The sequence below is a fragment of the Acidovorax sp. GBBC 1281 genome, from assembly GCF_028473645.1.
Lineage (GTDB): Bacteria > Pseudomonadota > Gammaproteobacteria > Burkholderiales > Burkholderiaceae_C > Paracidovorax.
Map to the genome: position 1 here is coordinate 5368815 of NZ_CP097269.1, position 23200 is coordinate 5392014.

A 23200-nucleotide genomic window follows, 5' to 3' on the forward strand; every position below is an offset into this window, starting at 1 on the left:
GAACCGCCATGCCCGCCACCCCGTATTCGCCCACCGCCTCCACCCCGTCCGCGGGCCGAGCGCTGCGTATCGGCCTCTGGATCGCCCAGGTGCTGGTCGCCGCGGTGTTCTGCGCCTCGGGCGTCGTGAAGCTGACCACGCCCATTCCCGAACTGAGCGCGATGATGCCGTGGACGGGGCAGTACCCCGTCGCCTTCGTGCGGGCCATCGGGCTGATCGACATCGCGGGCGGCCTGGGCATCCTGCTGCCCGCGCTGACGCGCATCCTGCCCCGGCTGACCGTGCTGGCGGCCCTGTGCTGCGTGGTGCTGCAGGGGCTCGCCATCGCCTTTCACCTGAGCCGTGGCGAGGCGATGGTGGTGCCGCTCAACCTCGTGCTGCTGGCGCTGTGCACCTTCGTGCTGTGGGGCCGCGCCCGGCGCGCGCCGATCCGTCCGCGCGGCGCCTGACACCCTCGCCGGCGCCTTTCGCCCTGTACCACCCCCCCATCCCCACGGACCGCCATGAACCCGCCCTCCTCCCCCCTGCCCACCTATTTCCTGTCGCACGGCGGCGGCCCCTGGCCGTACGTGCAGGAGATGCGCCGCACCATGCACACGCTGGAGCAGTCGCTGCAGGACATCCCGCGCCAGATCGCCACCCGCCCGCAGGCCGTGCTGGTGGTGTCCGGCCACTGGGAGGACGAGGCCTTCGCCGTGATGGCCAGCCCCCGGCCGCCGATGGTGTACGACTACTACGGCTTTCCGCCCCACACCTACGAGGTGCGCTACCCGGCGCCGGGCGCACCCGCTCTGGCGCAGCGGATCGCGGCCCTTATCGGTGCCGCCGGCCTGCCCAGCAGGCTCGATGCCGAGCGGGGCTTCGACCACGGCACCTTCGCGCCGCTGCAGGTGATGTATCCGGCCGCCGACGTGCCGGTGATCCAGGTGTCGCTGCAGCACGATCTGGACCCGGCCCAGCACCTGGCCCTCGGCCGCGCACTGGCGCCGCTGCGCCATGATGGCGTGCTGATCGTCGGCAGCGGGCTGAGCTACCACAACCTGCGCCGCTTCGGCGAGGCCGGGCGGGCGCCTTCGGTGGCGTTCGACCAATGGCTGCAGGACGCGCTGGTGCACGCGGATCCGGCCAACCGGCCCGCGCGGCTGATGGGCTGGGAAAGCGCGCCGGCGGCCCGCATCGCCCACCCGCGCGAGGACCACCTGATTCCGCTCATGGTCGCGGCCGGCGCGGCCGAGGCCGAACGGGCCGACTGCGTGTACCACGAGGAAGGCGTGTACGGCGGCGTGACGGCGTCGAGCTTTCGCTTCGGCGCCGGCACGGCACACTGAAACGCCCGGCAACGCCTGGCCCGGGCGCTTCGGGCATCATGGCAGCCTCTTTCACTGCACGCCGCCGCGCCACGCCATGAAGCCCATTCCCGCCCCCGCACGCCTGTCCCCGCTCTTCGTGGCGGCCACCCTGACCCTGGGCGCCGGCGCGGCCATGGCCCAGACAGCCCCGGCCGCAGCGCCCACGGCGGCATCCCCCGCCGCTGCCCCCGCCCAGACCGTGCGCCTGCGCGGCACCATCGAAGCCGCCACGCCCACTTCGCTCACCGTCAAGGAACGCGGCGGGCAGACGGTCACGCTGGCGCTTTCGCCCACGCTGGTGGTGCAGGAGGTCTATCCGATCGCGCTGGGGGACATCCAGCCGGGCAGCTTCATCGGCACGGCCGCGCTGCCCCAGGCGGACGGCACCCAGCGCGCCATCGCCGTCACGGTGTTCCCCGAATCCGCGCGCGGGGCCGGCGAGGGCCACCGCCCGTTCGACCTGCAGCCCCAGAGCACCATGACCAACGCCACCGTGGCCGACGTGGCGGGTGTGTCCGATGCCGCCGGCGGGGCCGCCAAGGGCCGCACGCTGAAGCTCACCTACCAGGGTGGCGAGAAGACCGTCATCGTGCCGCCTGGCGCGCCGGTGGTGACCTTCCGCGGCGGCGACCGCAGCCTGCTGGTGCCGGGCGCCAGCGTGTCGCTCACCGCGCAGGAGGTGAACGGCACCCCCACGGCCACGCGCATCAACGCCGGACGCAACGGCTTTGCGCTGCCTTACTGAATCACTGAATCACGGTCTGGGGGGTGGCCTGCGTGGTGGCCTGAACGCCGGACGGCCCCGCCTGGGCCGATGCCGGCAGGCCGAAAATGCGGTCGAAGCCCCAGTTGAAGACGAAGGTGTAGCAAAGAAAGAAGGCGATCAGCCCCAGGTCCATCACGAAGGCCTGCCACAGGCTGACCTTGAACCACCAGGCGAACAGCGGCACCAGGGTGAAGACCAGGCCGCCCTCGAACCCGATGGCATGGGCGATGCGGCGCGCCGTGCTGCGCCCGCGCACCGGCTGGCGCGCCTCCCAGCGCTCGAACGCCCAGTTGAACACGAGGTTCCACACCACCGCGATGGCCGAGGCCGCCACGGCGACCACGCCCGAATGCCCCGGCCCCTGCCCCGTGAGCCACGCCAGCGCCGCCGTGGCGGCCACGATGGCGATGAGCTCGTACAGGGTGACGTAGAGAACGCGGCGCGGCAGGCCTTGCAGGCCGGTGGGGCGGTGGGTAGCGGGGGCGGTGTGCGTGGACATGGGGCCACTGTATGTGTGCCAGGCTGATACATAAAGTCAGCTTGTTTCAGTTTTATTGATAGATACTCCGGCCCCATGGCGTTCTCTTCCGACAGCGTGCAAGTGTTTCTGGCCGTGCTGGACCAGGGCTCGTTCTCGGCCGCGGCGCGGGCGCTGTCGCGCGTGCCCTCGGCCGTGAGCATGACCATCGCCCACCTCGAAGCCGAGCTGGCCGTGCCGCTGTTCGACCGCACCGGCCGCGAGCCCCGCCCCACCGCCACGGCCCGCGCGCTGGAGCCCCAGGCGCGGCTGCTGGCGGCGCAGCTCAAGCAGTTGAACGCGCAGGCGCTGGCTCTCACCCAGGGGCTGGAGGAGCGCCTGACCCTGGCCATCGCGCCCGAGCTGCTGGCCGCCCACTGGCGCAGCCCGCTGGCGGCCCTGGCGCAGGAGCACCCGCTGCTGCAGGTCGAGGTGCTGGCCGCGCCGCAGGCCGATGCGCTGGCGCTGCTGCACGCTGGGCGGGCGCAGCTGGCGCTGGTGTTCGAGCGGCCCAGCATGGACGGGCGCGAGGGCTTCCAGGAGGTGGGCAGCGAAACCCTGGTCGCCGTGATGGCGCCGGGCCACCCCGTGCTGGCCGCCGCGCGGGCCGCGGCCGCAGAGCGCGGCGAGCCCCCGGACGCCGCCCTGCTGCGCGAGGAGCACCTGACCACCACGCGCCAGATCGTCGTGGCCAGCCGCGACCTGGCGCAGACCGATCCTCGCTTCGTGTTCGCGCGCCACCACTGGCGCACCGACAACCACCTGGCGGCGCTGGGCCTGATCGAGGCGGGCCTGGGCTGGGGCTGGCAGCCGCGCGCGCTGGTGCAGCCGCGCATCGCGGCGGGTTCGCTGGTGGAGATGCCGTTCGAGAACCTGAGCAACGGCGTCGCGCTGTGGGTGGACGTGGTGTGGTCCAAGGAGCGCCCGCTGGGCCTGGGCGCGCGGCGCTTCGTGGAGCTGATCGACGGGCAGGCCGCGCGGCCTTTGAACCAAAACCGGCCCTAGCGCATATTCCACTAGGGCGTATTGCTATTTATTTAATAGCACAACACTCCGAGGTACCGGCTACAGCTGCACGCTCGCGGTGCCGATGCCGTCGAACGCCACCTCCACCGCATCGCCCAGGCGGGCGTTCAGCCGACCAGTCCAGTTGCCGGTGGTGACCACCGTGCCGGCCGGCAAGGTGCCGAAGTGCTGCGTGGCATGGCGCAGCCACGCGGCCAGCAGCCAGACGGGGTCGCCCAGCGAATGCGTGCCCTGGCGCTCCACCGCGTCCTGGCCCGTGATGCGCACCGTGCAGCGCTGCTGCGCCCAGTCGGGCGGCGCACCGGCGTCGAACGGCACCCAGTCGCCCAGCACCAGCGCGCCGTGCGACTGCTGGTCGGCCAGCGTGAGCAGGCCGGCCACCGCGCCGTCCTGGGCCCAGCGCGTTTCCACGATCTCGATCGACACGGCCATCGCGTCGACCAGGTGCGCGCCCTCGCCGTCGGCCAGCCGGGCCGCAGTCGCGGCATCCACCGCCTGGCCCAGCCGCAGGGCGATCTCGGCCTCGATGCCGCGCAGCGCGAACGGCCAGGCCTGCGCCTGGGCCGGATGGGCCCACACGCCCGCTTCGGGCAGCGGGGCGTGGGTCAGCACGGTCGCCCGGTCCGCGCCGCCGGACTTCCAGTACCGGGGCACGCCGGTGGACCACCAGCCCAGCGCCTGCGCCACGGCGCCCTGCACGGCATAGGCGGCATCGGCGTCCGGCAGGGCGGCCGCCAGCGGCTGCGCGTCGGCGGGCACGGCGGTGGCGCGGGCCTGCAGCAGGGCCTGCGCGACCGCGGCAACCCCGGCAACCGGAGGGGAGGAATCGGCGGAATTCACGGCGGGGTCGACGGGCATGGCAGGGCTTTCTCGTTCAGGGGCTCGGGCGATGATTGTGCGGCCCGCGCGACACTATGGACTTTCCCACCCCACCAGGATCCGCCATGGCCGCCAAAGCCCCCGCCCCCGCTCCCCTGACCCCCGACGAGATCGCCCGGCGCCTGGCGCCATGGCAGCCCGCGCCGGCCCACGCGGAGCCGGCCGGCAAGGCCGCGAAGGCCGAGGCCAAGGCAGCGGCGAAAGAAGGCCCCCTGCCCGCCCTGGACCTGGCCCGCTTCGACCCCTCGGCCAAGCCCTTCTCCCAGGGCGACAAGGCCAGCGACAAGGCGCGCGTCGAGGCCCTGGCCCTCGAACTGGACACCCTGCAGGACCTGCTGTACGCCGACAAGCGCTACAAGCTACTGGTGATCCTGCAGGGCACCGACACCTCCGGCAAGGACGGCACGGTGCGCGGGGTGTTCGGCCGCATGAGCGCGCTGGGCGTGCACGCCGTGGGCTGGAAGGCGCCCACCGACACCGAACGCGCCCACGACTACCTCTGGCGCATCCACCAGCAGGTGCCCGGCGCGGGCGAGCTGACCGTGTTCAACCGCAGCCACTACGAAGACGTGCTGGTGCCCGTGGTGAACGGCTGGATCACACCCGAGCAGCACCGCCAGCGGCTGGCGCACATCAACGACTTCGAACGCCTGCTGACCGAAACCGGCACCGTGGTGGTGAAGTTCATGCTGCACATCAGCCGGGACGAGCAGCGCAAGCGCCTGCAGGAGCGCCTGGACGACCCGGCCAAGCACTGGAAATTCGACCTGGGCGACATCGCCGCGCGCAAGCAGTGGGACGACTACCAGCGCGCCTACGCCACCCTGCTGGCCGCCACGCACACGCCGTGGGCCCCCTGGACCATCGTGCCTGCCGACTCCAAGACCCACCGCAACCTCATGATCGCCACCGTGCTGCGCGAGGTGCTGGCCCGGCTCGGCCTGCGCTACCCCGAAGGCGATCCCGCGCTGGCGGGCATCCAGATGGAATGAGCCGCGCGACCGCCCGCCGGCCCGCCCTTGAAAAACGGCGTTGCGGCCCGCCGCGAAGGTTATGCATGCGGCGCATAACCCGGTAACACTACGGCCTTGGACAGTTGCCGGGGCCGGGCATAAGCTCCGTCGTCTGAACTGATCCCTCCTTCAAGGAAACCCCCTCATGTCGAACACCAACGGCACCCGCACCCAGCACGAACTGCCCTCCTACCTCCAGGCCGACGACCTCGGTCCGTGGGGCAACTACCTGCAGCAGGTGGACCGCGTCACGCCCTACCTGGGCAGCCTCGCGCGCTGGGTGGAAACGCTCAAGCGCCCCAAGCGCATCCTGATCGTGGACGTGCCGATCGAACTGGACAACGGCACCATCGCCCACTTCGAGGGCTACCGCGTGCAGCACAACCTGAGCCGTGGCCCCGGCAAGGGCGGCGTGCGTTTCCACCAGGACGTCACGCTGTCCGAGGTGATGGCCCTGTCGGCCTGGATGTCGGTCAAGAACGCGGCCGTGAACGTGCCCTACGGCGGTGCCAAGGGCGGCATCCGCGTCGATCCCAAGAAGCTGTCGCGCGGCGAACTGGAGCGCCTGACGCGCCGCTACACCAGCGAAATCGGCCTGCTCATCGGCCCCTCCAAGGACATCCCCGCCCCTGACGTGAACACCAACGGCCAGGTCATGGCCTGGATGATGGACACGTACTCCATGAACACTGGCGCCACCGCCACGGGCGTGGTCACCGGCAAGCCGGTGGACCTGGGCGGCTCGCTCGGCCGCGTCGAGGCCACCGGCCGCGGCGTGTACACCGTGGGCGTGGAGGCCGCCAAGCTGACGGGCCTGCCGCTGGAAGGCGCGCGCATCGCGGTGCAGGGCTTCGGCAACGTGGGCGGCATCGCCGGCAAGCTGTTCGCCGAGGCGGGCGCCAAGGTCGTGGCCGTGCAGGACCACACCGGCACCATCTTCCATCAGGGCGGCCTGGACGTGCCTGCCCTGCTGGAGCACGTCAAGAAGACGGGCGGCGTGGGCGGCTTCGGCGGCGCCGAAGCGATGGCCAAGGAAGACTTCTGGGGTGTGGACTGCGAGATCCTCATCCCTGCCGCGCTGGAAGGCCAGATCACCAAGCACAACGCCGGCCAGATCAAGGCCAAGCTCGTGATCGAGGGCGCCAACGGCCCCACGACCACCGAGGCCGACGACATCCTGCACGACAAGGGCGTGCTGGTGCTGCCCGACGTGATCGCCAACGCCGGCGGCGTGACGGTGAGCTACTTCGAATGGGTGCAGGATTTCTCCAGCTTCTTCTGGAGCGAGGACGAGATCAACGCCCGCCTCGTGCGCATCATGCAGGAGGCCTTCGCCGGCATCTGGCACGTGGCGCAGGAACACAAGGTGAGCCTGCGCACGGCCACCTTCATCGTGGCGTGCCAGCGCATCCTGCACGCCCGCGAAATGCGCGGTCTGTACCCCTGACCCGCCCTTGCCCGAGGAGGGTACGCCCGGCCTACCCGGCCGGCGCCCTTCCCTGGAATGGACCGCCAGCGCCCCACCGGGCCTGGCGGTTTTTTCATGCCCTCGCGAGCCGGTCAGGGCGGCGGGCCGGAGCCCTGCGGCGCATCGCCTGCCGGCCGCGCCGCACCGGCCTCGAACACCCGCAGCGCCACGCAAAAGGGCTGCACGCAGGGCGCCCGGCCCGCGTAGGGGCAGCCCGCTGTGTCGCACGCCTCGCCCTGCCCGCTGCGCCCGGCCTCGTCGTCCTCGGGGCGCCAGCCGCTGGCCTGCAGCGCGGCCATCTGCAGCCAGGGATCGGAGCGCTGCAGGGCCAGCATGTCCCGCCCGTACACCACGGCCGCCGCCTGGGCGTGCGGCGCCAGGTCCAGGGCCAGCAGGGCGCTGGTGCGGCTGGCCGCCACGCCCTCGCCCGACTGCAGCACCAGCGCGAACAGCCCCGACTGCAGCGCCTGCGGGCGGCCCGCGAACACGAGCGGCGGCGAGGCTTCGCCGGGCACGGCCGGACCGGCCCCCGCCGGCGCGGGCGACCCGCCTGCCGCGCCCACCGACGGCTGCTGCTGCAGCAGCCACGCCGCCGGCACCCGCAGCGTGAGGGCGTAGCCGCGCGGGCCATCGGCCGTTTCCACCACACCCTGGCGCGCCAGCCAGGTCTGCAGGGGCGGCAGATCGTCCGCCGCGCCCTGCGCCAGGGCCGCGGGCCACGGCTGCGCCACGGCGACCTGCTGGGGCCGCCCCGTGGGCGCCGTGAGCTGCTGCAGCAGCGCGCCGAGCATCTGGCGCAACGGGGCGCCGACGCCGCTGGCGGGCCAGGGCAGGCCCTGCACGGCGGCCGCGCCCGGTGCCGGTGCGGCGCCGGAACGCCCAGCGGCAGGCGCTGCCGTGGCGGGACCGCCCGGCCCCGGGACGGCCACACGGGCGGCGGATGCCGCGCCCGCCGGACCTGTCGCCGCGCCCTCCAGGCTCTGGCGGGCCTGCGGAGAAATGCTGACACGGTCGGCCGGCGCGGGCAGGGGCGGGCGCTGCGCTGTAGGGGGCAGGGGCAACGCGCCGGGCACCGGGGTGCCGCCGTCGGCACCGCCCGCCGCGGGCACCCCCGAGGCATCGACGCCGAGCAGGGTGTTCTGCCGCTGCAGCGCCGCTTCGGCCAGCACGCGCGCCACCGGGGCGAGCGGAGCGCGGGGCGGATCGATGGAGGCGGACATGGCGTGGAGCAGGGTCAGGCGTGGCGGGCTCGGTCGGCGGTGGGGCGGTGCGTTCGCGGAACTGTGCACCGATTCTGGCGGTTCGCCAACCCGCCTTCGCCGCACAGGTGGGTATAACGGAACGCATTCCCGCACCGGATCGTGCGCCCGCCCCCCGCAAGCCACCGCGACGGCCCGGCCCCCTGCCCTTCTCGGCCGCCCCGCTTGACCCATGCCCTCCATGCCCTCCATGCCCCCCGACCTCGACGCCCTGCATTTGCGCACCCTCACCCCCGACGACGCCGCGCCGTTCGCCGCCCTGCGGCGGCGCGGGCTGCGCGAATGCCCGCAGGCGTTCTCGTCCAGCTACGAAGAAGAGGCCGCCACGCCCCTGGCCGACTTCGAACGCCGCCTGCAGCCCCAGCCCGGCCGGGCCGTGCTGGGCGCGTTCGACGGCGGCACGCTCGTCGCCACGGTGGGCATCCAGCGCGAAGACATGCGCCAGCTCTCGCACAAGGCGTTCCTCTGGGGCATGTACGTGGCGCCCGAAGCGCGGCACCGGTCCGTGGGGCGGCGCCTGCTGCGCCATGCCCTGGACTACGCCGTCGAGCCGCTGGGCGTGCGCCAGGTCAACCTGGGGGTGACCGCGTCGAACACGGCGGCGGTGGCGCTGTACCGGGCGCTGGGCTTCGTGGCGTACGGCGTCGAGCGGGAGTACCTCTGCGTCGATGGCCAGTACCACGACGAAATCCTGATGGCGTGCCGACTGCGCCGCCGCTGACACGGGCGCTGCGCCGGCACACGCCGCGGCGATGCGCCCGGCACCGTGGATTCAGAGTCCGCCTTGCGCGTTATGCCGAGCGGGTCGGCGCCCGGGCGGCGGCTTTCTGGCTTTTCTTCAGCGCCTTCGCGTGCGCCGCGCTGGCCCTTGCCAACTCCTGCGGGCTCAAACCCAGGGCCGGGTTGTCCGCCAGCATGTCCACCGCCAGATCGATGAAGGCGCGCACCCGCGCCGGCTGGGCCGCACGGCTGCCGTAGTAGACATACAGGCCCAGGTGGTGCGCGACCACATCGGTCAGCACCGGCACCAGCCGGCCGCTGCGCACCAGCGGCGCGGCGGTGGTGCCCACCAGCTGCCCGATCGCGTGGCCGCCCAGCACGGCGCGCGCCTCCAGCTCGATGTCGTTGACGCAGAACGCCGGCGCGATGGCGTGGGCCACGATCTCGTCGCCCACACGAAACTCCCACGGCATGGGCTTGCCCGTGGCGGGGTGGCGAAAACCGCTGCAGCGGTGCCCGGCCAGGTCTTCGATGCGCAGCGGCACGCCGTGGCACGCCAGGTATTGCGGCGTGGCGCACACCACCAGTTGCAGCGCCATGAGGCGCCGCGCGACCACCCCGCCCTCGGGCGGGTGGCCGGAGCGAAAACCCACGTCCACCCGGTCCTCCACCCAGTTGCCGATGCGGTCGTCCAGCTGCACATCGGGCTCCACGTTCGGATAGCGGCGGCAGAACGCGTCCACCACGGGCCAGATGACCTCCAGCATCATCGACCGCGGCGCGGTGATGCGCAGCGGCCCGGCGATCTCCTCACGCCCGCGCCGCGCGCCGTGCACCGCCCGCTGCAGGGTGGCCAGCCCGGGCTGCGCGGCATCGAGAAACCGGCGGCCCTCCTCCGTCAGGCTGAGGCTGCGCGTGGTGCGGTGGAACAGCCGCACGCCCAGGTGCGCCTCCAGCTGTGCCAGCGCCAGGCTGGCCGCCTGCGGCGTGACGCCCTGTGCCGAGGCCGCCTGGCGCAGGCTGCCGAGTTCGGCGGCTTTCGCGAAGGTGGCGATGGCCCGCAGTTCGTTGATGGCCATGGCATTCCCCCTTGATTGACCGTCGATTGACAAGTATTGCTTGCGTATGAATCGAGTGATTATGGGCTAGTGCGATGGCAATGGCGTGCCTAAAGTCCCACCCACGGCAGCCGGATCGAACGGACTGCCGGACCGAGCACACCCCCAATAGAAACCCGAGGACCTTTCCATGACCGCCACCGCCTCCATTGCCACTTCCGCTTCCACCTCCGCTTCGTCGCCTTCCCATCCCCGCGTCTGGCTGATCACCGGCGCCTCGCGCGGCATCGGTGCCCGCATCGCAGAGGCCGCGCTGGCCCGGGGCGATGCCGTGGTGGCCACCTCGCGCAGCGCGCAGTCCGTCACCCAGCGGCTGGGCACCCACGAAGCACTGCTGGCCGTGTCCCTGGACGTGACCGACGAGGCACAGGCCCGCCAGGCGGTGGGCGCCGCGCTGGAGCGCTTCGGCCGGATCGACGTGCTGGTCAACAACGCGGGCTACGGCCTGCTGGGCGCGGTGGAAGAGGCCACCGCCGACGAGGTGCGGAGCCTCTACGACACCAACGTGTTCGGCCTGCTGAACGTGACCCGCGCCGTGCTGCCCACCCTGCGCGCGCAACGCGCCGGCCACGTGATCAACATCTCGTCGCTGGGCGGGGTGCAATCGAGTGCGGGTTTCGGCGTGTATTGCTCGACCAAGTTCGCGGTCGAGGGCCTGACCGAAGCCCTGCACGCCGAACTGGCACCGCTGGGCATCCACGCCACGGTGGTGGAGCCGGGCTACTTTCGCACCGAATTCCTCGACACGGCGTCGCTGGCGATCTCGCCCCGGGTCGTGCAGGACTACGCCGCCAGCGCCGGCGCCGTGCGCGAGGCGGCCCGCCGCATCCACCTGAACCAGCCCGGCGACCCCGTGCGCCTGGCCCAGGCCATCCTGCAACTGGTGGACAGCCCCGCGCCGCCCCTGCGACTGCCGCTGGGCACCGACACGCTGCAGGCCATTGCCGACAAGCACGCGTTCGTGCAGGCGGAAACTTCCCAGTGGCGGGCGCTGGCCGCGTCCACGGACTTCCCGATAAACGCGGCCGCATGACCCCAGCGGCGCGGCACCCCTCGCGGAAGCCGCGCCACCGTCGCGCCGCGCTCTGTTTCGATGCGCAGGCATGCAAGATCGATTCAGTCGAATGCTGCAAATTAAATAGCAACATGCCCCAGTGGAATATGCGCTAGAGGCCGATTGGAGACCAAACTCTCTGCCACTCACCGTCCGGCTACAGGTGCGGCACCACGGCTTCCGCCATCGTAGGCCCTGTTTATCGACGCACTATCATTTTTTATTAGCCCACTGGATTGGGGGAAGCAATTCATAAAAAATGCAAATAATTATATTAAATAAAATTTATATAGAAAATTATTTCTTCGCAGATAAGTTATTTTTATTTTGTTGATGTTTCTCATATTACCTTTCCAGACACCTATTTGATGGCAATATTGTTCTGTCGCAATTTCGCGGCGTTTTAAATCTTAAGGATCATCATATGAAGAAAATTCAAATTGAATCGCCATTGAAATGCCAATCCAATGACGCATATCGAGACCACGCGATCAGAAAATAATTAACTCAGCAATGGGTGAACTTGTGTTCACCCATTTCAACAAATTCTCCAATTACAGTTATGAAGTGGCTGCAGCCTTCTCACTTTCTAAAAATAGATGCGGGAAAATTGATTTTTTGGGACTATGAAAAACATCAACAATTCGAAATAACACCCAAGCATCTTAATCGCTTGCTTGAATTTTCAACGGGGGCCTTTGTCAAAAAAACGCAGGTTGACGAAGATATTTCCAATGCAGAGGTATTAGTTGATGCCTTTCGGGAGCAAAAATGGTCTTGGGATTGGCTGTCTCATATTTTTCATTATGGCACCCAGCACCCCCTAGCGCCAGAATCAATGCAGTCGCCCACAAGTTCACACGAATATGCAGCTTCATACTTGGATTTCTGCGCCTCTATTCGTGATGCCATGCCGCCGGTCGAAATCATCAAAGGAGGCACCCGATTTGCCCTACCGGATTTCGAATTGAAAGAACTGAATAGTGCAAATCTGTGGGAATCTTTGCTCAGCAGGCGGACCTGCAGGGATTTCGATGGCAAGCCCGTGTCTCTCAGAAAGATTTCAACGTTACTCTACTGCGCCTTTGGTGATATCAAGGTAGACGAAAATATGGAAAATCTATCTACCTATGGATACAAGCGGACTTCGCCAGCTGCTGGGGGATTGCAATGCACCGAACCCTATCTATGGGCAATCAATATCGAAGGCTTGCCTAGTGGCATATACCACTACATGTCGAAAAGACACGAATTAGAGTTCATCAAGGCACTTCCAGAGGAACCGATAGGCACTTACTTATGCCATCAAGATTGGGCTAACGACATGGCTTTCGCCATTGTGATGACCTCACGATTCGACAAGATGTGGTGGAAGTATCCGCACTCCCGAGCCTACCGCCCGATGTTGATGGAAGTGGGCCACCTCTCCCAAACCCTGAATCTATTGATCACAGCCATGGAATTGAAGCCTTGGCTTACCGGTTATTTTCACGACCGGGAGCTTGCGGAAATTCTGGAGTGTTCTGCGGATATCGAACATCCAATTTTGGTCGTGGGCGGAGGCACAGGCAGTGGAAACAGTGTGGATAGAATAACCCGTAAGATAACAGGGGGAGTTTAGTTGATGACATCCATTAAGGATTTATGTATATTAGGCATAAAACCCGGTCATGACGGCACAGCCGCTCTGATTGAAAATGGAGAGCTAATCTATTCCCTAGAATCGGAAAAAGACAATGGCCGCCGATACAGCGATTTTTCCGGAGACACGCTGTTGAAATTGATGCTCACTGGAGAAAAACAGCCCAATGTGCTGGCTTATGGCGGTTGGAGCAAAGGCTCAGACCCTGAAGGTTTTTCCATTGAAGCTGGGTATTCGAACACCGATGGTGTCATATCGAAAGCGGTAACGATCTGGGGCCAACCCGCGACTTATTTCAGCTCTAGTCACGCCCGCTCCCATTTGATGTGCGGCTATGGGCTTTCGCCATGGGAACAGGGGCGGGCATGTTATGTTCTTCTTTGGGAAGGTTATCTCGGCGCGTGGTACTTCATCGACGAGAACGTGCAAATCAAGAAAATCGGCGATGTCATGACTTATCCGGGGGTACGTTACGCGTTCCTTTTCGGGCTCGCAGACGCTGAATTCAAATTGAAGCCTGGACTCGTCAGACTCAGCGATGCGGGCAAGCTGATGGCCATCGCAGCTTATGCCCAGCCCAGCGGGGTAGACCTTGAGGGTCAGGAACTCATCAGTCGAATTCTTTCCACTGGTGATATTAGAAACACGCTAGATAAAGAAAAACTCAAAAATAGCAAATATTATAATTGCGGCATTACGAGTCAAAAATTTTCCAATGTGGCCCGATTATTATCCGATACTATCTATTCGAAGTTTGAAGAGGCGGCGCGATCTGCAATAAAACTGTATGGAAAACATCCACTCATCATTTCAGGAGGATGCGGCCTCAACTGTGAATGGAATTCAAAATGGGTAGACAGCCAGTTATTCGAGGATTTTTTCATTCCGCCGTGCGTGAATGACAGTGGCTCGGCCATCGGAACGGCGATTGATGCGCAACATTTCCTCAGTGGCCATGCAAAAGTCAAGTGGAACGTTTACGCCGGAGAATCTCCCTACGATGACAATCCCGATCTCAGCGGTTGGGACATCTTCGATTACGCTGCGCCTGCATTTGCCAAGTTGCTCGCAAATGGGGCTGTTCTAGGATGGATGCGCGGTCGCTATGAAATGGGACCTCGCGCACTGGGGGCGCGATCCATACTGGCATCCCCTTCAACCAAAAACATGCTGGCAAAGCTCAACAAAATCAAAAAGCGGGAAGCCTACCGTCCAATTGCACCAATATGCCTAGCCAACGACATGCAGGAGTATTTCGGCTCCTCCGTCCCCAGCCCGTACATGCTGCATTTCAGGAATGTCAATTCCGACAAAATTCCAGCCGTCACCCATGTAGACAATTCGGCCAGACCTCAGTCGATCACGCCAGAAAATAATGCCGATATATTTGAATTATTAGTGGAATTCAAAAAATACACTGGCCTGGGAGTGCTATGCAACACCTCACTGAATTTTAACGGAGGAGGTTTTTTAAACCGACTTAGTGATCTGATTCATTTCGCAAAAGAACATGGCCTGGACGGCTTTGTTTTTGAGAACAGAATTTTTACTCCAAAACCCAAAAATATTCCCTAACATGCAAAAAAATCACCAATCCAAGTATTGGTTTTTGCTGTGCATTCAGACATTGGCAGGCTTTGCTTCCTGGATAGATATTTTTTTAATCTTTTCAGTGGCCTCTTTTATTTGGAAGTCGTCCCCTTCTGAAGTTGCATTGGTCGCGGCCCTCTATGGCTTACCTAGTTTGATCATTGGCCCTATCTTTGGCGCATTTCTTGACCGGAGCGACCCCCGAAAGCTGATGCTCTTGGGCACGATTTTCCGCACCTTTTTCACTGTTCTCATTGCCGTTGCCCCGTCATTTTGGATTTTTGCTATTTTGGTGCTGGCAAAAGGTTTGGCCAATCTGGCTTATTGGCCATCTAGCGCCGTTATCACGAACCAAGTTATCCACCAAAATGTTCGCACCCGCTATTTTTCAAGCTTAAGCGCCTTGGATCAATTGGCCAAAATCGCCACCCCGGCATTGGCAGGTTTGCTCATTCTGGCAGTGCCAGCCCAACGGGTCTTTTTCGTATCTGCAGCTTCGACTGGTATCTGCGTGTTGGTACTACCGCGCTTGTTCAAGGGCATCGACTTTCCAATCAAGGAAAATATCCGTGGCGTCAGAAATCTCGCGATGAATCTCATCGACGGTTTCAAATCATTCAGCAGCCTCCCTCCCGCTTTATTGATTAGTATGTGCTTGACAATCGGGGCTTCACTGGCCTTGGCAATCTACGACCCCCATTTGGCTTCTTTTGTCAGATCAAAGGGATTCGACACCACCGTTTTTTCCCTCATCGTTTCGAGCACTGCGGCAGGGGCAATCACTGCGGCATTCTTAGTACGGTTTCTTTTGAAGAACAAGGAGGCAGGATTTCTTATCCGCCATGGCATTGTTATTTTTTCGCTCGCCATCGTTTCTTCGGCAGTTATTATTAAGGTGGCGCCACACCATTTGAATAATCTGTCCTTCGCGGCGCTTTGGTTTACCAACGGTTTCGGTTATGAATTATTCACCATCGGCGCGAGTGTCAATATTCAGAACCTGTGCCCCCAGCATTTGCTGGGGCGGGTAAGCACCTCCTTGAGGAGTGTGTCTACCTTCGCGATCGTGTCGGCCCCGTCTCTTGGTGCTTTGCTTATTGCACATGGAGGGACTGAAATACCGTTCATCGCAGCCGCTGCCATCTCGGTGATGCTGTTGGCACTGGTGTTCATGTCAAACCGCTGGAATCGCCCTTTTTTTCGCTACTAATTTAATAGCAATATGCCCTAGAAGAATCTGTACTGGAGGCCGATTGAAGGCCTAACCCTCCACGGCCCACCAGGCCGGCAGCAGCCGCTGCACCTCGGCCCGCGCGAAGCGGTCGTCGATGAGGTGCACCACGCCCTCGTCGCTGGGCGAGCGGATCACGCGGCCGGCCGCCTGCACCACCTTCTGCAGCCCCGGGTAGAGGTAGGTGTAGTCGTAGCCCGCGCCGAAGAGGGCGTGCATGCGCTGGCGGATCTGCTCGTTCACCGGGTTCATCTGCGGCAGCCCGAGCGTGGACAGGAAGGCGCCGATCAGGCGCCGGCCCGGCAGGTCGATGCCCTCGGAGAACGCGCCGCCCAGCACGGCGAAGCCGATGCCCTCGCCGCCCTCGGTGAAGCGCGTCAGGAACTCGCGCTGCCCGGCCTCCTGCATGCGGCGCGACTGCAGCCAGTGCGGCACTTGCGGGTGGCGCCGCGCGAACGCCTCGGCCACCTGCTCCAGGTACTCGTAGCTGCTGAAGAACGCCAGGTAGTTGCCCGGCCGGTCAGCGAACTGCAGCGCCATCAGGTCCGCGATCGGCACGAGCGAGGCGGCCCGGTCCGGGTAGCGCGTGGAGATGTGGCGGGCCACGGCCACGCGCAGCTGGGCGGCCTGGAACGGCGAGGCCACGTCCACGCCGGCATGGCCGGTCGGCAGGCCGAGCAGGTCGGCGTAGTAGCGCGCCGGCTGCAGCGTGGCGGAAAACAGCGTGGTGGTGTGCGCCGCCGCGAAGCGCGGCGCCAGGAACGGCGCCGGCACCACGTTGCGCAGGCAGACCACCGAGCTGCCGGGCGCGCCGCCGGGGGCGCGGGTTACGTCCACCATCGAATGCGTGTCCAGGCACTCGGCCAGCCGCTGGGTGTGCAGCAGCTCCAGGTAGAAGGCCTGCAGCGCCGGGTCCATCTGCTCGGGGTGCTCCGCGAAATGGTCGGCCAGGGCGCTGCCGCACTGCTGCAGCGCGGCCAGCAGCGCGGCGGGGAAGGCCTCGTGCACGGCGTAGGCCCCCGGCTGCGCCTTGTCCAGCGCCACCCAGGCGCGGCGCACCTTGTCCAGCGCCTTCTTCACCGCCGGCACGCGGGCGGCGGTGTCCGAATGCCGCGCCTGGTAGAGCGAATCGGGCAGCAATTCGGCCGTGTACATGCGGCGGCCGCGCTCCACGAGGTTGTGCGCCTCGTCCACCAGCACCGCCACGCGCCACTGGTTGGCCTGGGCCAGGCCGTGCAGCAGCGCGCCGGCATCGAAGTAGTAGTGGTAGTCGCCCACGACCACGTCGGCCCACCGGGCGAGTTCCTGGCCCAGGTAGTAGGGGCACACGCCGTGGGCCAGGGCGGCCTCGCGCACGTGGGCCTGGTCCAGCAGGGGCCGGTCGCCGCCGCCCGCCGTGGGCGAAAGCGCTGCCGCGCGCGCGGCCGGCAGGCGGTCGTAGAAGCCCCGGGCCAGCGGGCACGACTCGCCGTGGCAGGCCTGCCCGGGGTGCTCGCAGGCCTTGTCGCGCGCGATCAGCTCCAGCACGCGCAGCGGCAGGCGGCCGGCAGGCGCCGGGGCCTGGGCGCCACCGCCCCCCGGCGCAGCGGCCGGGTCCGCCACCGGCTGCGCCGCGGCGATGCGGGCCAGCGCATCCAGCGCCACCTGCCGGCCCGAGGTCTTGGCGGTGAGGAAGAACACCTTGTCCAGCCGCTCGCCGGGCGCCGCCTTGAGCAGCGGGAACAGCGTGCCCACCGTCTTGCCGATGCCGGTGGGCGCCTGCGCCAGCAGGCAGCGCCCGGCGGTGGCGCTTCGGTACACGGCCTCGGCCAGGGGCCGCTGCCCGGTGCGAAAGCCTCCGAACGGAAACACCGCCGCGCGCAGCGCTGCATCGCGCGTGGCGCGGTGGGCCGCCTCCTGCTCGGCCCAGCCGAGAAAGCGCTCGCACTGCGCCTCGAAGTGGGCGCGCAGGGCATCGGCCGTGCAGGGCTCGACCAGCACCGTCTCCTGCTGGCTGCCGATGTCGAAGTACACCAGGGCCACATCGATCCGCGCGAGCTGCCGCGCCTGGCACAGCAGCCACCCATAGACCCTGGCCTGCGCCCAGTGCAGCGCGCGGTGCGAGTCGGGCTGCCGGTCCAGCCGACCCTTGAAGGTCTTGACCTCGTCCAGCCGGCCCGCGGCGGGATCGAACCCGTCGGCCCGGCCCCGCACATGCAGGTGGCGGTAATGGCCCTCCAGCGCCACCTCGCTCTCGTAGCCCGGGCCGGCGCCCGCGCCCCGGCCCGCCATGCGCCGCTGGGCCACGGTGGCATGACCGGCGATGCCTTCGAGCGCGGTGGGCGCGGGGGTGAAGCGCAGGTCCAGATCGCCCTGCTTGGCCGTGAACTCGCACAGCTCGCGCACGGCCACGGTGTACATCAGGCCGCGCCCTCGCAGGGGCCCGGCGCCGGCCCCCAAGCCGCCTCCCGCGAAAGGTCGGCATCCTCCAGGCCAGCGAGCCCCTCGCCCAGCAGCCCCTGCGCCGGCTCGCCCTCGCTGCGCAGCGGCGTGGCCTTGCACAGCGCCATCCAGACGGCGAACGGCAGGCTGCAGCCCGCGTGGCGGGCGGGGCGCAGCAGCTCGAACCGGCCATGGTCGATCTCGCCGTGCAGCACCCACACGCCGAACTGCTCGGGAATCTCCTCGGGCGCGGCCACGCCGGCCGGGAACACGTAGTAGCACTCCTCGCACAGCCACTGGTAGGCCTGGCGCTTGGCGCCGTGCCGCAGGTCGGACAGCAGGTCGGCGCGGCTGGCCTTCACCTCGTGCACCATGGGCTGCAGGTAGGCGGGCACGGTGGTGTTGCGCACCGAGAACAGATCAGGCCGCGCCATGCGCCACACCTGGGCGGCGGCGCGGGCCGGGGGCGCATCGGCCTCGTCGGCCCAGAGCCGGCCCGGTTCCGCGGCACGGCCCGCCACCGGCGTTGCGGCGGGCCCTTCGGCGGCCAGGGCCACCTCCGGGGGCGCCGGCTCGATGGCGGCGCGCAGCGACAGTTCGCGCCAGACGATGCGGCCGGCGCCCAGCAGGTGCTCGGCAAAGCGCTGGGCCAGCCGGTCGTGCGCGCTCAGGGCCCGCAGGCCGCGCTGGCGGGCCTCGGCCAGCCACTGGATGCCCGCGTCCGTCAGGCGCAGCACCGCGTGGCCCTCGGGCGCGGTGTGCAGCGCGACCATGCGCGCCGCCAGCAGGTCGATCTCCAGCGCGTCCTGGCAGGGCCAGCCGGCCGAACGCCAGATCTGCATCAGGCGGGTGCGGTGGGAACGGGTGAGCGTGGGCTCGGGCATGGTGGGGAGGCGGTGGGGGGCCGGGTGCGAAGGTGCGTGCGAGGGTTGGGGGGTGCGCGAAGGCACTGATTATAAAAACAGTGCCCACAGCCTGCCATGCGCTCCTGTCCCACACCCACGCCGCACGGGGTGTTACGCCGCCGGGCCGGGGGCCGGTGTACCTTGGCGGCTTCGCATTCCTTCCCGGTTGTCCTCACACGCCACGCATGCCCTCTACCGCTTTCGCACGCTTGCGCCCCATCGCCCTGGCCTGGACCACAGGGGCGGCACTGATGCTGCCGCCGCCCGCGCTCGCCACACCGCCCGACCCCTCGCCCCCGGCGACCACCCCTGCGCCGCCCTGGGCCAAGGCCCTGCAGCGCGAGCTGGACCGCGTCGCGGCGCACAGCAGCGCGGCCTTCGGCGTGCACGTGCGCGACCTGGACACGGGGCAGTCCTTCTCCTTTCACGGCGAGGAGCGCTGGTACCTGGCCTCGTCCATCAAGGTGCCGGTGGCCATCGCCGTGCTGCGCGGCGTGGAGCGCGGCGACTACACGCTGGACACGCCGCTCACCCTGCGCGCCACCGACTACGTGGACGGCGCCGGGCCCGCCAAGAACCAGCCGGTGGGCGCGGCGCTGAGCGTGCGCTGGCTGCTGGAGCAGATGATCGTGTACAGCGACAACACCGCCAGCGACATGCTGATCGACCTCGTCGGCCTGCGCGAGGTGAACGCGCTGGTGCAGTCGGTGGTGCCGGGCGGCTTCGAGCGCATCACGCACCTGGCGGACGTGCGGCGCCAGGCCTACGCCCAGCTCACACCCGAGGCCGTGCACCTGTCGGGGCGCGACTTCATCGCGCTCCACCAGCAGCGCACCGATGCCGATGTGAAGGCCACCCTCGCACGCCTGCTGCGGGTGCCGGCCGATGGCCTTCGGCCCCTGTCGGTGGGCGAGGCGTATGAGGCCTACTACGCCAGCGGGCTCAACTCGGGGCGGCTCGATGCGTACGCCGAACTGCTCGCGCAGCTGGTGGAAGGCAAGCTCCTGGAGCCGCGCCACACGGCCTACCTGCTGGGCGTGATGGAGCGGGTGAAGACCGGCCCGAACCGCATCAAGGCCGGACTACCCACCCGTGCGCGCTTCGCCCACAAGACCGGCACGCAGCGCGCCCGAACATGCGACTCGGGCCTCGTGACGGTGCCGCGCCTGCCGACAGACCGGCGCGTGATCGTGGTGGCCTGCACGCGCGGCGAACTGTCCACGGCCCGGTCCGACCGCACGCTTCGGCAGGTCGGCATCGCCCTCTGCCAGTCGGGCCTGTTGTCGGATGGAAAACCCCATGAAACTCCCTGCCAAACCGTGCCGAGCCGCGCCGCGGCCCCTTCCGGCACCGCGGGCCCGGGGGGCCACGCTGGCCCTGCTGGTCCTGGCGCTGGCGTGGACGACGACCCACCCTGAGCCCGCCCATGCCGCGCCCGCCTGGGCCGATGCGCTGCGCCAGCAGGTGGAACGCATCGAACAGGCCACGCCCGGCCAACTGGGCCTGTACGTCAAGCGGCTCGACAACGGCGAGACCTTCGCGCATGCGGCCGACCGGCCCTGGTACCTGGCCTCGTCCGTCAAGCTGCCGGTGGCGATCGCCGTGCTGCAGGAGGCCGAGGCCGGCCGCCTGCGCCTGGACCAGCAACTCGTGGTGCAGGCGCGCGACAAGGTCGACGGCTCGGGCGCCGTGGTCTGGCAGCCCGAAGGCACGCGCCACAGCGTGCAATCGCTGCTTCAGCGCATGCTGATGGAGAGCGACAACACGGCCGCCAACATGCTCATCCGCGCGGTGGGCGAAGACACGCTGAACCAGCGCGCGCAGGCCCTGCTGGGCGGCCGCGGCGTGGGCCGCATCACCAACTTCACCGAGGTGCGCTACCAGGTCTATGCCGAGGCCCACCCCGACGCGCGCCGGCTCTCCAACATGGACCTGGTGCGCATCGCAGGCGCCCCCGTTGGCCCCAAGCGCCTGCAGGCGCTCGCCCGCACGCTCGGCGTGGCGCCCTCCGCGCTGCGCGTGCAGACCCTGGACGAGGCCTACGACCGCTACTACCGCACGAACCACAACACCGCCACGCTGGAGGGCTACGGCGCCATGCTGGAAAAGCTGGTGCGCGGCCAGCTCGTTTCGCCGGCGCACCAGCAGTTGCTCTACAAGGACTTGAAGTTCGACACCTACGACGCCTACCGCCTGGAGGCCGGCCTGCCGCGCACCGTGCGGTTCATCCACAAGACCGGCACGCAACTGCACCGGGCCTGCCACATGGGCGTGATCGACCCGCAGGACAACGGCCGCAACGCCATCGTGGTGGCCGCCTGCGCCGAGGGGCTGGACGAGATGAAGGAGGCCGGCAAGGCCTTCGAACAGGTGGGCCGCGCGATCACGCAGACGATGCTGCAGGACCGGATACCGGCCAAGGGCCCCAGGGCGCCGGCGGGGCCCCAGGCGGGAAGCAGGCCGCCGCTCTAAGCCGCCTGCAGCCGCGCGGCGCGCTCTGCGGAGCGCTGCATTTCCGTGGCCCGCAGCGATGCCATCTGGGCCAGGATCTGCTGCTGCTTTTCCAGCAGGCGGGGGCCGTGGATGCCGTGCACGTCGCCCGCCAGGCCCCGCGCCACCGCACCGAGCGCCTTCTCGAAATCCGCGCGCTGCTGCCAGGCATAGGCCAGGTTGAGCTGGGTGCGCGTGTCCTTCGGATCGATGCGCTGCGCCTGGAAGTACGCCTCCTGGGCCTCGCCATGCCGCTCCAGGCAATAAAGGCAATCGCCCAGGACGTTCCACAGCCAGGCGCTCAGCCACGGGTTGATGTCCAGCGCGCTGCGCGCCAACTCGATGCCTGCGGCGAAGTCACGCAACTGGATGCCCACGAACTCCGCCACCTCGCCCAGCAGCCGCCAGTCCCGCGGATTGCGCGCAATGGCCAGGCGGTAGCTTTCGAGCGCGGCATCCTGCCGGCCGGCCTGCAGGTGCCCGCGCGCGTCCTGCGCCGGGCCATCGAAGAACTGCTGCGCATCGGCGCAAAAGCGGTTGCCGAACGCCGCAATGGTGCGCTCCTGCTCCACTTTGACCAAAAGGCGGGCATGGATGGCGCGCGTGGCATCGCCCTCCGGCACCACCACGCGCCAGCCGTCGCGGTCGAACAGTTGCCCGAGCAGCGGGAAATTCAGCCCGATCGCGCTGGTCTTGCCGAAGCGCTGGGGCGCCGCCGACTCCGCAGCCGCCTGGGGCGTGCTGGCACCATAGTCGTTGATGAGGATGAAGCCCCCGTCCACCAACTGCCCCTGCAGCGTGTGCAGCGCACCGAATGCCCCGTGGTTGACCAGCAACTTCGGCACCGGATCGGCCCGCTCCAGCGCCTGCCCGGCAAATGGCGGCAGTTCGCCCTCCAGCGGAAAGAAGTCCACCTCGTAATCGAACAGGCCCGCCAGCGGCAGCAGCAATGCGCGTTGGTCCGGATCGTGGGCATTCGCCAAGGCCCGGATCTCCTCCAGGCCCAAGGGGGTGTACTGGCGCACCAAGTCGGCGTTGTCGGTCAGCCGGGTGCGCACGCGCAGTTCCTCGATGCGTTCCCCCTGGCGGCGCAGCACCGTGGCGGGCAGCACGTCGAGCACGTAGTTGCAGAAAACGGCCTGCAGCGCCTGCAGCGACTGGACCCTTCCGTCAGCGAGGCGGATCTCGGTCGGCCGGGTGGCATCGCATCGCGCCATGACCACCTGTGCCCCGAATGCATCGAACATGCGGCGCTCGCGCCACTGCGCCAATGTGCGCTCGGACGCATCGGTGACGAAATACACCAGTTGCCTGTCGAAGGCACGGCCTTCCTGCTGGCACAGCTGATTGAAGGCCTGCAGAAAATAGCGGGCGAACAAGCCGCAGCCCGCGCCCAGTTCGAGCACATGGATCGGGCCGGCCGGCTCGGTCGACACGCAGTGGTTGAACAGCAGCGCGGCCGCGTCTTCCGACAGCCGCCCACTGTTGTTCACCACGAACGGCACTTCGTTCTCGGCGAACGCCAGCAGCCCCGCCCGGGCCCAATGCAGATGGCCCAGGTCCCACTCGATGCTCTCGGCGATGGGCCGGAAACCCTGAAGCTCGTGCGAGGCGACCTTGACGCAAGACAGCACGTCCTGTGGAGAGCGCGGTCCCGAAGGCATCGCGCGGGCGGACTCGGGATTGAAGGGCAAGGGGATGCGCGCGGCACCCTCCAGGGAAAAATCATTTCTCAAGATAGGGCCCCTCGGG

At 67.5% G+C, this 23200-nt stretch carries 20 protein-coding genes; 13 read left to right on the forward strand and 7 right to left on the reverse strand.

The features are described from left to right. Positions 1-8 precede the first annotated feature (8 nt). The 3 genes from M5C96_RS25195 to M5C96_RS25205 all read left to right on the forward strand — a co-directional run bounded on the left by M5C96_RS25195 (position 9) and on the right by M5C96_RS25205 (position 2094). Complete coding sequence (locus M5C96_RS25195) at positions 9-449, forward strand: DoxX family protein (protein WP_272566045.1); 441 nt, start codon at positions 9-11, stop codon at positions 447-449. Positions 450-503: 54 nt separating this feature from the next. Further along, a complete protein-coding gene (locus M5C96_RS25200) occupies positions 504-1328 on the forward strand; it encodes a DODA-type extradiol aromatic ring-opening family dioxygenase (RefSeq protein ID WP_272566046.1) in 825 nt (274 codons plus the stop codon). Positions 1329-1404: 76 nt separating this feature from the next. Then, on the forward strand, positions 1405-2094 hold the full coding sequence (locus M5C96_RS25205; RefSeq protein WP_272566047.1) for a hypothetical protein: 690 nt from the start codon (positions 1405-1407) through the stop codon (positions 2092-2094). Between the two features lies 1 nt (position 2095). On the opposite strand, the gene M5C96_RS25210 is transcribed toward M5C96_RS25205, so the two are convergent. Then, positions 2096-2572 carry a PACE efflux transporter gene (locus M5C96_RS25210; protein WP_272569841.1) on the reverse strand — a complete coding sequence of 159 codons (477 nt, stop codon included), beginning with the start codon at positions 2570-2572 and terminating at the stop codon, positions 2096-2098. 117 nt (positions 2573-2689) lie between these two features. Here M5C96_RS25210 and M5C96_RS25215 point away from each other — a divergent pair, with 117 nt between their 5' ends. Beyond that, a complete protein-coding gene (locus tag M5C96_RS25215) occupies positions 2690-3637 on the forward strand; it encodes a LysR family transcriptional regulator (RefSeq protein WP_272566048.1) in 948 nt (315 codons plus the stop codon). Between the two features lie 60 nt (positions 3638-3697). On the opposite strand, the gene M5C96_RS25220 is transcribed toward M5C96_RS25215, so the two are convergent. Then, the gene (locus M5C96_RS25220) at positions 3698-4516 is read right to left on the reverse strand and encodes a fumarylacetoacetate hydrolase family protein (RefSeq protein ID WP_272566049.1); all 819 of its coding nucleotides are present in this window, start codon (positions 4514-4516) and stop codon (positions 3698-3700) included. Positions 4517-4602: 86 nt separating this feature from the next. Here M5C96_RS25220 and M5C96_RS25225 point away from each other — a divergent pair, with 86 nt between their 5' ends. Together M5C96_RS25225 and M5C96_RS25230 are read left to right on the forward strand one after the other, a co-directional pair. Beyond that, a complete protein-coding gene (locus M5C96_RS25225) occupies positions 4603-5529 on the forward strand; it encodes a PPK2 family polyphosphate kinase (RefSeq protein ID WP_272566051.1) in 927 nt (308 codons plus the stop codon). Between the two features lie 166 nt (positions 5530-5695). Continuing rightward, on the forward strand, positions 5696-6997 hold the full coding sequence (locus M5C96_RS25230) for a Glu/Leu/Phe/Val family dehydrogenase (protein WP_272566052.1): 1302 nt from the start codon (positions 5696-5698) through the stop codon (positions 6995-6997). A 113-nt stretch (positions 6998-7110) separates the two neighbouring features. Here M5C96_RS25230 and M5C96_RS25235 read toward each other — a convergent pair whose 3' ends face one another. After that, the gene (locus M5C96_RS25235) at positions 7111-8238 is read right to left on the reverse strand and encodes a hypothetical protein (protein WP_272566053.1); all 1128 of its coding nucleotides are present in this window, start codon (positions 8236-8238) and stop codon (positions 7111-7113) included. A 220-nt stretch (positions 8239-8458) separates the two neighbouring features. On the opposite strand from M5C96_RS25235, the gene M5C96_RS25240 reads away from it, so the two are divergent. Continuing rightward, on the forward strand, positions 8459-8998 hold the full coding sequence (locus M5C96_RS25240; RefSeq protein WP_272566054.1) for a GNAT family N-acetyltransferase: 540 nt from the start codon (positions 8459-8461) through the stop codon (positions 8996-8998). A gap of 70 nt (positions 8999-9068) precedes the next feature. Here the strand turns inward: M5C96_RS25240 and M5C96_RS25245 are convergent, their stop codons facing one another. Next, complete coding sequence (locus M5C96_RS25245; RefSeq protein WP_272566055.1) at positions 9069-10076, reverse strand: LysR family transcriptional regulator; 1008 nt, start codon at positions 10074-10076, stop codon at positions 9069-9071. Between the two features lie 169 nt (positions 10077-10245). Here M5C96_RS25245 and M5C96_RS25250 point away from each other — a divergent pair, with 169 nt between their 5' ends. The 4 genes from M5C96_RS25250 (at position 10246) to M5C96_RS25265 (ending at position 15611) form a co-directional block, all read left to right on the forward strand. Continuing rightward, positions 10246-11148: an oxidoreductase gene (locus M5C96_RS25250; protein ID WP_272566057.1), complete on the forward strand. Its 903-nt coding sequence runs from the start codon at positions 10246-10248 to the stop codon at positions 11146-11148. 583 nt (positions 11149-11731) lie between these two features. After that, positions 11732-12790, forward strand: a complete 1059-nt coding sequence (locus M5C96_RS25255) for a SagB/ThcOx family dehydrogenase (protein ID WP_272566058.1) — start codon at positions 11732-11734, stop codon at positions 12788-12790. Between the two features lie 3 nt (positions 12791-12793). After that, a complete protein-coding gene (locus M5C96_RS25260) occupies positions 12794-14386 on the forward strand; it encodes a carbamoyltransferase C-terminal domain-containing protein (protein WP_272566059.1) in 1593 nt (530 codons plus the stop codon). A gap of 1 nt (position 14387) precedes the next feature. Continuing rightward, on the forward strand, positions 14388-15611 hold the full coding sequence (locus M5C96_RS25265) for an MFS transporter (protein WP_272566060.1): 1224 nt from the start codon (positions 14388-14390) through the stop codon (positions 15609-15611). Between the two features lie 51 nt (positions 15612-15662). Here M5C96_RS25265 and M5C96_RS25270 read toward each other — a convergent pair whose 3' ends face one another. Together M5C96_RS25270 and M5C96_RS25275 are read right to left on the reverse strand one after the other, a co-directional pair. Further along, positions 15663-18032 (reverse strand): ATP-dependent DNA helicase, encoded by a 2370-nt coding sequence (locus M5C96_RS25270; protein ID WP_272566061.1) that lies wholly within the window; start codon positions 18030-18032, stop codon positions 15663-15665. After that, positions 18032-18937 (reverse strand): hypothetical protein, encoded by a 906-nt coding sequence (locus M5C96_RS25275; RefSeq protein WP_272566062.1) that lies wholly within the window; start codon positions 18935-18937, stop codon positions 18032-18034. Before M5C96_RS25275 ends, M5C96_RS25270 begins: the two co-directional genes overlap by 1 nt. A gap of 206 nt (positions 18938-19143) precedes the next feature. Here M5C96_RS25275 and M5C96_RS25280 point away from each other — a divergent pair, with 206 nt between their 5' ends. Both M5C96_RS25280 and M5C96_RS25285 read left to right on the forward strand, forming a co-directional pair. Then, positions 19144-20376 (forward strand): serine hydrolase, encoded by a 1233-nt coding sequence (locus M5C96_RS25280; protein ID WP_272566063.1) that lies wholly within the window; start codon positions 19144-19146, stop codon positions 20374-20376. Beyond that, positions 20258-21430 (forward strand): serine hydrolase, encoded by a 1173-nt coding sequence (locus M5C96_RS25285; RefSeq protein ID WP_272566064.1) that lies wholly within the window; start codon positions 20258-20260, stop codon positions 21428-21430. The genes M5C96_RS25280 and M5C96_RS25285 overlap by 119 nt, the downstream gene beginning before the upstream one ends. Here M5C96_RS25285 and M5C96_RS25290 read toward each other — a convergent pair. After that, positions 21427-23184, reverse strand: coding sequence for an SAM-dependent methyltransferase (locus M5C96_RS25290; protein ID WP_272566065.1), 1758 nt, complete (start codon positions 23182-23184; stop codon positions 21427-21429). The genes M5C96_RS25285 and M5C96_RS25290 overlap by 4 nt on opposite strands. Between the last annotated feature and the right edge of the window lie 16 nt (positions 23185-23200).

Bases quoted from the DNA above. Each gene is read 5' to 3' on its own strand.
- M5C96_RS25215 (WP_272566048.1), top strand. From the start codon at position 2,690: ATGGCGTTCTCTTCCGACAGCGTGCAAGTGTTTCTGGCCGTGCTGGAC.
- M5C96_RS25250 (WP_272566057.1), top strand. From the start codon at position 10,246: ATGACCGCCACCGCCTCCATTGCCACTTCCGCTTCCACCTCCGCTTCG.
- M5C96_RS25200 (WP_272566046.1), top strand. From the start codon at position 504: ATGAACCCGCCCTCCTCCCCCCTGCCCACCTATTTCCTGTCGCACGGC.
- M5C96_RS25230 (WP_272566052.1), top strand. From the start codon at position 5,696: ATGTCGAACACCAACGGCACCCGCACCCAGCACGAACTGCCCTCCTAC.
- M5C96_RS25270 (WP_272566061.1), bottom strand. From the start codon at position 18,032: ATGTACACCGTGGCCGTGCGCGAGCTGTGCGAGTTCACGGCCAAGCAG.
- M5C96_RS25265 (WP_272566060.1), top strand. From the start codon at position 14,388: ATGCAAAAAAATCACCAATCCAAGTATTGGTTTTTGCTGTGCATTCAG.
- M5C96_RS25195 (WP_272566045.1), top strand. From the start codon at position 9: ATGCCCGCCACCCCGTATTCGCCCACCGCCTCCACCCCGTCCGCGGGC.
- M5C96_RS25225 (WP_272566051.1), top strand. From the start codon at position 4,603: ATGGCCGCCAAAGCCCCCGCCCCCGCTCCCCTGACCCCCGACGAGATC.
- M5C96_RS25235 (WP_272566053.1), bottom strand. From the start codon at position 8,238: ATGTCCGCCTCCATCGATCCGCCCCGCGCTCCGCTCGCCCCGGTGGCG.
- M5C96_RS25205 (WP_272566047.1), top strand. From the start codon at position 1,405: ATGAAGCCCATTCCCGCCCCCGCACGCCTGTCCCCGCTCTTCGTGGCG.
- M5C96_RS25275 (WP_272566062.1), bottom strand. From the start codon at position 18,937: ATGCCCGAGCCCACGCTCACCCGTTCCCACCGCACCCGCCTGATGCAG.
- M5C96_RS25255 (WP_272566058.1), top strand. From the start codon at position 11,732: ATGAAGTGGCTGCAGCCTTCTCACTTTCTAAAAATAGATGCGGGAAAA.
- M5C96_RS25280 (WP_272566063.1), top strand. From the start codon at position 19,144: ATGCCCTCTACCGCTTTCGCACGCTTGCGCCCCATCGCCCTGGCCTGG.
- M5C96_RS25245 (WP_272566055.1), bottom strand. From the start codon at position 10,076: ATGGCCATCAACGAACTGCGGGCCATCGCCACCTTCGCGAAAGCCGCC.
- M5C96_RS25260 (WP_272566059.1), top strand. From the start codon at position 12,794: ATGACATCCATTAAGGATTTATGTATATTAGGCATAAAACCCGGTCAT.
- M5C96_RS25220 (WP_272566049.1), bottom strand. From the start codon at position 4,516: ATGCCCGTCGACCCCGCCGTGAATTCCGCCGATTCCTCCCCTCCGGTT.
- M5C96_RS25240 (WP_272566054.1), top strand. From the start codon at position 8,459: ATGCCCTCCATGCCCCCCGACCTCGACGCCCTGCATTTGCGCACCCTC.
- M5C96_RS25285 (WP_272566064.1), top strand. From the start codon at position 20,258: ATGAAACTCCCTGCCAAACCGTGCCGAGCCGCGCCGCGGCCCCTTCCG.